This is a genomic window from Citrobacter sp. (assembly GCF_050252275.1).
GTDB lineage: Bacteria > Pseudomonadota > Gammaproteobacteria > Enterobacterales > Enterobacteriaceae > Citrobacter_A > Citrobacter_A amalonaticus.
In genome coordinates, this window is record NZ_JBFWLF010000227.1 from 1 (window position 1) to 7,446 (window position 7,446).

Consider the following 7,446-nt stretch of genomic DNA (forward strand, 5'->3'; position numbering starts at 1 on the left):
TGTCGACGTGCAGTCGAAAGTCTACCTGCGCGATAAGGTGGGTAAACTGGGCGTGGCGCCGTTAACCAGTATGTTCCTGTATGGGCCAAACCAGCCTTCACCGGCGACGAACTATCGTCCGGAACTGCATGACTCCAACGGTTTGTCGATTCATGCCGGCAACGGTGAATGGATCTGGCGTCCGCTGAATAACCCGAAACACCTCGCGGTGAGCAGTTTTGCGATGGAAAACCCGCAAGGGTTTGGTTTGCTCCAGCGCGGCCGTCAGTTCTCTCGCTTTGAAGATCTCGACGACCGTTACGATCTGCGCCCAAGCGCCTGGATTACACCGAAAGGCGAGTGGGGCAAGGGTAAGATTGAACTGGTTGAAATCCCGACCAATGACGAAACCAACGATAACATCGTCGCTTACTGGACGCCGGATCAACTGCCTGAGCCTGGCAAAGAGATGAACTTTAAATACACCCTGACGTTCAGCCGCGATGAAGACAAACTTCATGCGCCGGATAACGCCTGGGTGCAGCAGACGCGTCGTTCAACCGGCGATGTCAAACAGTCTAATCTCATTCGCCAGCCTGACGGCACGATCGCCTTCGTGGTGGACTTCACCGGCACGGACATGAAAAAACTGCCGCAGGATACCCCGGTCACCGCGCAAACCAGCATTGGCGACAACGGCGAGATCGTGGAAACAACAGTCCGTTACAACCCGATCACCAAAGGTTGGCGTATGACGATGCGCGTGAAAGTGAAAGATGTGAAGAAAACCACTGAAATGCGTGCGGCATTAGTCAATGCCGATCAGACGTTGAGTGAAACCTGGAGCTACCAGTTACCTGCCAATGAATAAGACAACTGAGTACATTGACGCCATGCCGCTCTCGGAGATCGAGAAAGCGGCATTGCCGACAACTGACATCCGCGCGGTGCATGAAGCGCTGGATGCCGAGCATCGCCGTTACTCGCGAGAAGACGATTCACCGCAGGGTTCTGTCAAAGCGCGTCTGCAACAAGCCTGGCCAGACTCGCTGGGCGAAGGGCAGTTGATCAAAGATGACGAAGGGCGCGATCAGCTTCAGGCAATGCCTAAAGCCAAACGTTCTTCGATGTTTCCCGATCCCTGGCGCACCAACCCGGTTGGGCGTTTCTGGGATCGTCTGCGTGGACGTGACGTTACGCCGCGCTATCTCGCGCGTCTGACGAAAGAAGAACAGGAAAGCGAGCAGAAGTGGCGTACCGTTGGCACCCTTCGTCGCTATACGCTGCTGCTGCTGACGCTGGCGCAGACGGTCGTCGCGACCTGGTACATGAAGACGATTCTGCCGTATCAGGGCTGGGCGCTGATCAATCCGGCGGATATGGTTGGGCAGGACCTGTGGGTCTCCTTCATGCAGTTGCTGCCGTACATGTTGCAAACCGGTATTTTGATCCTCTTTGCGGTGCTGTTCTGCTGGGTTTCCGCCGGGTTCTGGACCGCGTTAATGGGCTTCCTGCAACTGCTGATTGGTCGCGATAAGTACAGTATTTCGGCGTCAACGGTCGGTGACGAACCGCTGAATCCGCAGCACCGTACCGCGCTGATTATGCCTATCTGTAACGAAGACGTTGATCGTGTTTTTGCTGGCCTGCGCGCGACATGGGAATCAGTAAAAGCGACCGGCAACGGCGAACATTTCGATGTCTATATTCTTAGCGACAGCTACAACCCCGATATCTGCGTTGCTGAACAAAAGGCGTGGATGGAGCTGATTGCCGAAGTGCAGGGCGAAGGACAGATTTTCTACCGCCGTCGTCGCCGTCGTGTGAAGCGTAAAAGCGGTAATATTGATGACTTCTGCCGTCGCTGGGGCAGCCAGTACAGTTACATGGTGGTGCTGGATGCTGACTCCGTGATGACCGGTGAGTGTCTGAGTGGTCTGGTGCGTCTGATGGAAGCGAACCCGAACGCCGGGATCATTCAGTCATCGCCGAAGGCGTCCGGCATGGACACTTTGTATGCGCGCTGTCAGCAGTTTGCGACGCGCGTATACGGACCGCTGTTCACCGCGGGTTTGCACTTCTGGCAGTTGGGTGAGTCCCATTACTGGGGGCACAATGCCATCATCCGCGTGAAGCCGTTTATCGAACACTGTGCGCTGGCGCCGCTGCCGGGTGAAGGCTCTTTCGCCGGTTCCATCCTGTCGCACGACTTCGTGGAAGCGGCATTAATGCGTCGAGCCGGGTGGGGCGTGTGGATTGCTTACGATCTGCCCGGTTCCTATGAAGAACTGCCGCCGAACCTGCTGGATGAGCTGAAGCGTGACCGGCGCTGGTGTCATGGCAACCTGATGAACTTCCGTCTGTTCCTTGTAAAAGGGATGCATCCGGTTCACCGCGCCGTGTTCCTGACCGGGGTGATGTCTTATCTCTCCGCGCCGCTGTGGTTTATGTTCCTCGCGCTGTCGACTGCGCTGCAGGTAGTCCATGCGCTTACCGAGCCGCAATACTTCCTGCAACCGCGCCAGCTGTTCCCGGTCTGGCCGCAGTGGCGTCCTGAACTGGCAATAGCCCTGTTTGCCTCGACAATGGTGCTGCTGTTCCTGCCGAAGTTGCTGAGTATTCTGCTCATCTGGTGTAAAGGCACCAAAGAGTACGGTGGTTTTATTCGCGTGACGCTGTCGCTGCTGCTGGAGGTGTTGTTCTCCGTCTTGCTGGCGCCGGTGCGTATGTTGTTCCACACCGTCTTCGTGGTGAGCGCCTTCCTGGGCTGGGAAGTGGTGTGGAACTCGCCGCAGCGTGACGATGACTCTACGCCGTGGGGCGAAGCGTTTATGCGTCATGGTTCGCAACTGCTGCTGGGTCTGGTATGGGCGGTCGGTATGGCGTGGCTGGATCTGCGTTTCCTGTTCTGGCTGGCACCGATTGTCTTCTCGCTGATCCTGTCACCGTTTGTCTCGGTGATCTCCAGCCGTTCAACGGTCGGTTTGCGTACCAAACGCTGGAAGCTGTTCCTGATCCCGGAAGAATATTCGCCGCCGCAGGTGCTGGTGGATACCGACAAGTATCTGGTGATGAACCGCAACCGCTCGCTTGACGATGGCTTCATGCACGCGGTGTTTAACCCATCGTTTAACGCGCTGGCCACTGCGATGGCGACGGCACGTCACCGTGCAAGCCAGGTACTGGAGATTGCCCGCGATCGTCACGTTGAGCAGGCGCTGAACGAGACCCCGGAAAAACTGAATCGCGACCGTCGTCTGGTACTGCTGAGCGATCCGGTGACGATGGCGCGTTTGCACTATCGTGTCTGGAATTCGCCAGAGAAGTATTCATCGTGGGTGAGTTATTATCAGGGTATTACCCTGAACCCACAGACGCTGAAGACGCCGTAAGCGCCACCCGGCGAAATCATCTGAAAAATACCGGCTTGCGCCGGTATTTTTTTATACTGAAGAAAACGATTAATGAGGTATCACGTGCGAATCGTAGCGGTGGGCATCATGGTGATGCTGTTAAGCGGGTGCGGCAGCATTATCAGCCGGACAATCCCCGGACAGGGGCATGGCAACCAGTACTATCCGGGAGTGCAGTGGGACGTCCGGGATTCAGCATGGCGTTATGTCACTATCCTCGATCTGCCGTTCTCGCTGGTGTTTGACACGCTGCTGTTGCCGCTGGACATGCATCACGGCCCTTACGAGTAATTACCGTTCATCCCATTCATCGGCTGCGGTTTGACCCTCTTCGGTATCCAGGGGGGGCTCAAGCTGAAATTCGCCTTCATCCCATTCATGCAGTGTATTCTCTTCCAGCCACTCCTGGCGGATCTCTATCTCATCATAGTCGCCGTCAAAGACACTTTGCGCGGCCTCGCCACTGAGCATCGGCAGGCACTCGCCTTCTTCGCCTTCATCGGCAAAAAACTCGACCTGCCACATGATGTCGCCATCCTGTAGCACGTACTTCTGCACGTTGAACTGCTGTACATTGGCTTCGTCCTGTTCAAGCTCAGGATGGTCCGCCATAAATTCTTCACGGGCTGAGTCAATGGCTTCTTCCAGCGTTGCATACATGGTCATCTGAGTCTCCCTTTGATTTGATGAGGTAATCAGGGAAAGAATAGCTGATTCTCCGGTTATGCAAGTATGAATGCTGAAAAATCATCCCGCTGTTCGCGTGAGAGCACGACGGCGCAGGCTGTTCCAGGAATAAATGGCGTTAAACAATACCACCCCGGCAGTGACCAGGAAGACGGCACGGAAGCCGTAGTTAGCGGAAATCGCTGCTCCCATGAGCGGGCCGGTGACGTTGCCGATATCGCGGAACGACTGGTTGTAACTAAAGATGCGCCCGGCGATTTGGTTTGTGGAGTTATAGACCAGCAGCGTTTGTACCGCCGGCAGCAGCGCGCCGTCGGCAGCGCCCAGTAAAAAGCGCAGCACCGCCAGTTGCCACGGGGTCTGCACAAAAGACATCGGGATCAGCAGCAGAACGGAGAAGATTAGCGCCACAATGAGGATTTTCTCCGGTCCGATACGGTCGCCCAGCTTGCCTAATCTCGGCGCGCTGAGCAATGCGGCGACGCCAGGTACGGAGGCAATCATCCCGCTAATAAACGCAATATTGCTGACGTTACCCGCCAGCTCCCGCACATAGAGGGTTAAAATCGGTGCAATGGAACCGGTCGCGACCTGAATGATCAGCGTGGTGACGAACAGGCTCAGCACCAGTTTCGGGTTCTTAAGCGTGGCAACTACTTCCCGGACGCGCAGCATCTCTTTCTTGCTGATGGGTTTGAAGTTTTCGCGAATAAAAAACAGCGTCAGTAAGAAACAGATCAGCAGTACCGTCGCGGTGATGAAGAAAACCGGGCGCAGGCCGTACTGGTCGGCGAGCAGGCCGCCCGCTAACGGGCCGAGTAATGCACCGCTAACGCCGCCGGTAGAGAGCGTTCCCAGCGCCCAGCCGCTTTTATTGCGTGGGACCTGGGTGGCGATGAGGGCGTTGGCGTTGGGAATGAATCCGCCCAGCAACCCGAGCAGCGCGCGCAGTACCAGAAACTGCCAGATATTCTGCGCAAGGCCCATTAGCAGCATCACTATTGCCATCCCCAGCGCAGAGCGCAGCAGCATAATCTTTCTGCCTTTACGGTCGGCAAGCCCGCCCCAGAAGGGAGAGGCGATCGCAGAGAAAAGAAACGTAATACTAAAGACCAGTCCGGACCACATGTTGAGCGCACTGTGGCCCGTTACGCCGAGTTGTTCGACATAAAGTGGTAAAAATGGCATCACCAGGCTAAATGCGGCGCCGGTTAAGAAACAGCCGAGCCAGGTGACAGTGAGATTACGTTTCCAGTTTATGGGAGTATCAGAGGGTGACATAGCGATCCGCGTGTGATGCGCTGTTGGCGCGATCGGGCAAAAAACGAATATAAATTAAGCATATTCATTATGCGCCTGGATGCAGAGGGTCGCAATGTGGGGAGCTTTTATCGCTAAAAACGGTGAGAAAGCAGCCCAAAAGGGGCTGCTATGCAGGATTTAATAACGGGAAGGTACGCCAGCAGGACGTGTTTTGAAACGACGATGTAGCCACATGTACTGTTCCGGTGCCATCATGATGCACTTCTCAACAATCTTGTTCATCCATGCGGCGGTGGTCTCTGCGTCATCCAGCGGCGGTGAGCATTCTGGCGGTAACATAATCAGCTGGTAGCCTTTGCCATCGGGCTTGCGACGCGGTACAAACGGCACCAGGCAGGCATTAGACATTCGCGCCAACATCCAGGTGCCGGAGGTGGTGGCAGCCTGTTCAACGGCAAAAAGCGGGACGAACACGCTGGCGCGCGGGCCATAATCGTGGTCCGGCGCATACCAGACCACTTCGCCTTTCTTCAGCGCCTTAATCATCCCTTTCAGATCCTTGCGATCGAGCATGGATTTGTTTGAGCGCATACGACCCCAGGTCTGGAGCCAGTCGATCAAGGGATTATCATTCGGGCGATAAACGCCGATGCCGGGTTCCTGCAAACCGAACTGACGCGCACCGAGTTCCAGGGTTAAAAAGTGCAGCCCCACCAGCAAAATACCGCGCTGCTGAGCCTGAACGTCACGAATATGCTCCATGCCGATCACTTCGGTCCAGCGGGCAATGCGACGATCGGGCCAGAACCAGGCCATCCCGGTTTCCAGCAGACCCATACCGACGGATTCAAAATTTTTAACCACCATCGCATGGCGGTCACGCTCACTCATTTCAGGGAAACAGAGCTCGAGGTTACGATATGCAATTTTCGTCCGCCGCTTCATCAGACGATACGCCAGGTGACCGATCATATGACCAAGGCGATAGAGTATCGGATAGGGCAACTGCACGACCAACCAAAGTGCGCCAATACCGAGCCAGGTTAACCAATACCGTGGATGCAGTAGTGCTGCGGAGAACTTAGGTAAATTCGTCATGTCTTTCCTGTTGTATACCTTAAAACGGGCAATTATCTGTATTGTTGCATTTTTTCGCCGTCAGAAAAAATTTGTGGCTCCGGAATGGCGATAAATGCAGCAAATGTTGTTAATTTTTTATTTTGAAGAAAGAAATGTAGCGCAAAATGTATGGATGTAAATTGGCGCGGATTGCTATATGATGCCGCCGATTCTGATTTTCACCTGCCGCAGGACCCGTACACCATGCCAGTGTTACATAACCGTATTTCCAATGATGCCCTCAAAGCCCGGATGTTGGCTGAAACTGAGCCGCGCACGACCATTTCGTTCTACAAATATTTTACCATCGCAGACCCGCAGGCCACACGCGATGCGTTGTATCAAAAGTTAACCGCGCTGAATGTTTTCGGTCGCATCTATCTGGCGCATGAAGGGATTAACGCCCAAATCAGCGTACCGCAAAGTCAGGTGGAGACGTTCCGCCAGCAGCTGTACGCCTTTGATCCGGCACTTGACGGCGTGCGTCTGAACATTGCGCTGGAAGATGACGGGAAATCCTTCTGGGTGCTGCGAATGAAAGTGCGTGAGCGGATTGTGGCGGATGGCATTGAGGACCCGAGTTTTGATGCCAGCGATGTCGGCGACTATCTCAAGGCCGCGGAAGTGAACGCGATGCTCGACGACCCGGATGCGCTGTTCATTGATATGCGTAACCACTACGAATACGAAGTGGGCCATTTTGAGAACGCGCTGGAAATCCCGGCCGACACGTTCCGCGAGCAGTTACCCAAAGCGGTCGAAATGATGCAGGAACACAAAGATAAAAAGATTGTGATGTACTGTACCGGCGGTATTCGCTGCGAAAAAGCCAGCGCCTGGATGAAGCACAATGGCTTCAGTAAAGTGTGGCACATTGAAGGCGGTATCATTGAATATGCACGCAAGGCCCGCGAGCAGGGATTACCGGTACGTTTCATCGGCAAAAACTTTGTGTTTGATGAGCGCATGGGTGAGCGTATTTCAG

The 7,446-nt window shown here is 54.9% G+C and carries 6 protein-coding genes and 1 pseudogene; 4 read left to right on the forward strand and 3 right to left on the reverse strand.

From position 1 onward, the window contains the following. The 3 genes and pseudogenes from mdoG to AB7E14_RS17315 all read left to right on the forward strand — a co-directional run. Positions 1-850, forward strand: a pseudogene (gene mdoG, locus AB7E14_RS17305) (glucans biosynthesis protein MdoG); the annotation flags it as partial. Further along, positions 843-3,371, forward strand: coding sequence for a glucans biosynthesis glucosyltransferase MdoH (gene mdoH / locus AB7E14_RS17310; RefSeq protein ID WP_043001021.1), 2,529 nt, complete (start codon positions 843-845; stop codon positions 3,369-3,371). The pseudogene mdoG and the gene mdoH, both read left to right, overlap by 8 nt. 72 nt (positions 3,372-3,443) lie before the next feature. After that, positions 3,444-3,683, forward strand: coding sequence for a YceK/YidQ family lipoprotein (locus AB7E14_RS17315; RefSeq protein WP_192927005.1), 240 nt, complete (start codon positions 3,444-3,446; stop codon positions 3,681-3,683). Here AB7E14_RS17315 and AB7E14_RS17320 read toward each other — a convergent pair whose 3' ends face one another. The 3 genes from AB7E14_RS17320 to AB7E14_RS17330 form a co-directional block, all read right to left on the reverse strand. Beyond that, on the reverse strand, positions 3,684-4,058 hold the full coding sequence (locus AB7E14_RS17320; protein ID WP_043001020.1) for a MysB family protein: 375 nt from the start codon (positions 4,056-4,058) through the stop codon (positions 3,684-3,686). A gap of 81 nt (positions 4,059-4,139) precedes the next feature. Continuing rightward, complete coding sequence (mdtG, locus tag AB7E14_RS17325; protein ID WP_043001019.1) at positions 4,140-5,360, reverse strand: multidrug efflux MFS transporter MdtG; 1,221 nt, start codon at positions 5,358-5,360, stop codon at positions 4,140-4,142. Between the two features lie 159 nt (positions 5,361-5,519). Continuing rightward, positions 5,520-6,440 carry a Kdo(2)-lipid IV(A) acyltransferase gene (locus AB7E14_RS17330; RefSeq protein WP_044327398.1) on the reverse strand — a complete coding sequence of 307 codons (921 nt, stop codon included), beginning with the start codon at positions 6,438-6,440 and terminating at the stop codon, positions 5,520-5,522. Between the two features lie 225 nt (positions 6,441-6,665). Here AB7E14_RS17330 and AB7E14_RS17335 point away from each other — a divergent pair. After that, positions 6,666-7,446, forward strand: a 781-nt coding sequence (locus AB7E14_RS17335) for a rhodanese-related sulfurtransferase (protein ID WP_428169717.1), incomplete at its 3' end; no start/stop codon positions are given.